We start from the raw sequence: 681 nt of genomic DNA on the forward strand, positions 1-681 counted from the left end.
CGGCGGGCTCGGTCACGGAGGTGGTGGCGGGGCGCCAGGCCGCGGTCACGGCGGCGACCGTCTCGCCGCGGTGCACGGCGGCGGCCTGGATGGCGGCGCCGCGCGCGGTGCCCTCCGGCGCGTCGACGGTGTGCACGGGGCGCTGCGTGAGGTCGGCGATCATCTGCCGGTAGGCGAGCGAGCGGGCGCCGCCGCCGATCGCGATGGTGTGGCCCGTGGTGGGGATGCCGAGCGCCGCGAGGGCCCGCTCCCCGCGGACGAGTCCGAGCGCGACGCCTTCGAACGCGGCGAGGGCGAGCTGCTCGCGTCCGGTCGCGGTGGTGAGTCCGGCGAGCATGCCCCGGGCGGACGGGAGCCGGGGCGAGCGCTCCCCGTCGAGGTAGGCGGCCAGCACGGGTCGCTCAGGGTCGAGCGGGGCGGCGAGGGCGAGGTCGGTGAGCTCGCGGTGGTCGACGCCGAGCAGCCGCGCGATCGTGTCGGTCACCTTGGTGGCGTTGAGCGTGCAGACGAGCGGCAGGTAGCCGCCGGTCACGTTGGCGACACCGTCGACGGCCCCGGTCACGTCGGCGACCGGGTCGGGCGTGGTCGCGAACACGACGCCCGAGGTGCCGAGGCTGTACGCCACGTCGCCCTCGCCGAGCCCGATGCCCTGGGCGGCGAGGTGCTGGTCGCCCAGGGCAT

At 77.1% G+C, this 681-nt stretch carries 1 protein-coding gene; it reads right to left on the reverse strand.

Going from position 1 to position 681, the window contains the following annotated elements; translation table 11 throughout:
- Nucleotides 1-681: FGGY-family carbohydrate kinase (locus DW299_RS06145; RefSeq protein WP_240745328.1), on the reverse strand; the 681-nt coding region annotated here is incomplete at both ends.

Source organism: Microbacterium sp. K35, assembly GCF_004794375.1.
Taxonomy (GTDB): domain Bacteria; phylum Actinomycetota; class Actinomycetes; order Actinomycetales; family Microbacteriaceae; genus Microbacterium; species Microbacterium sufflavum.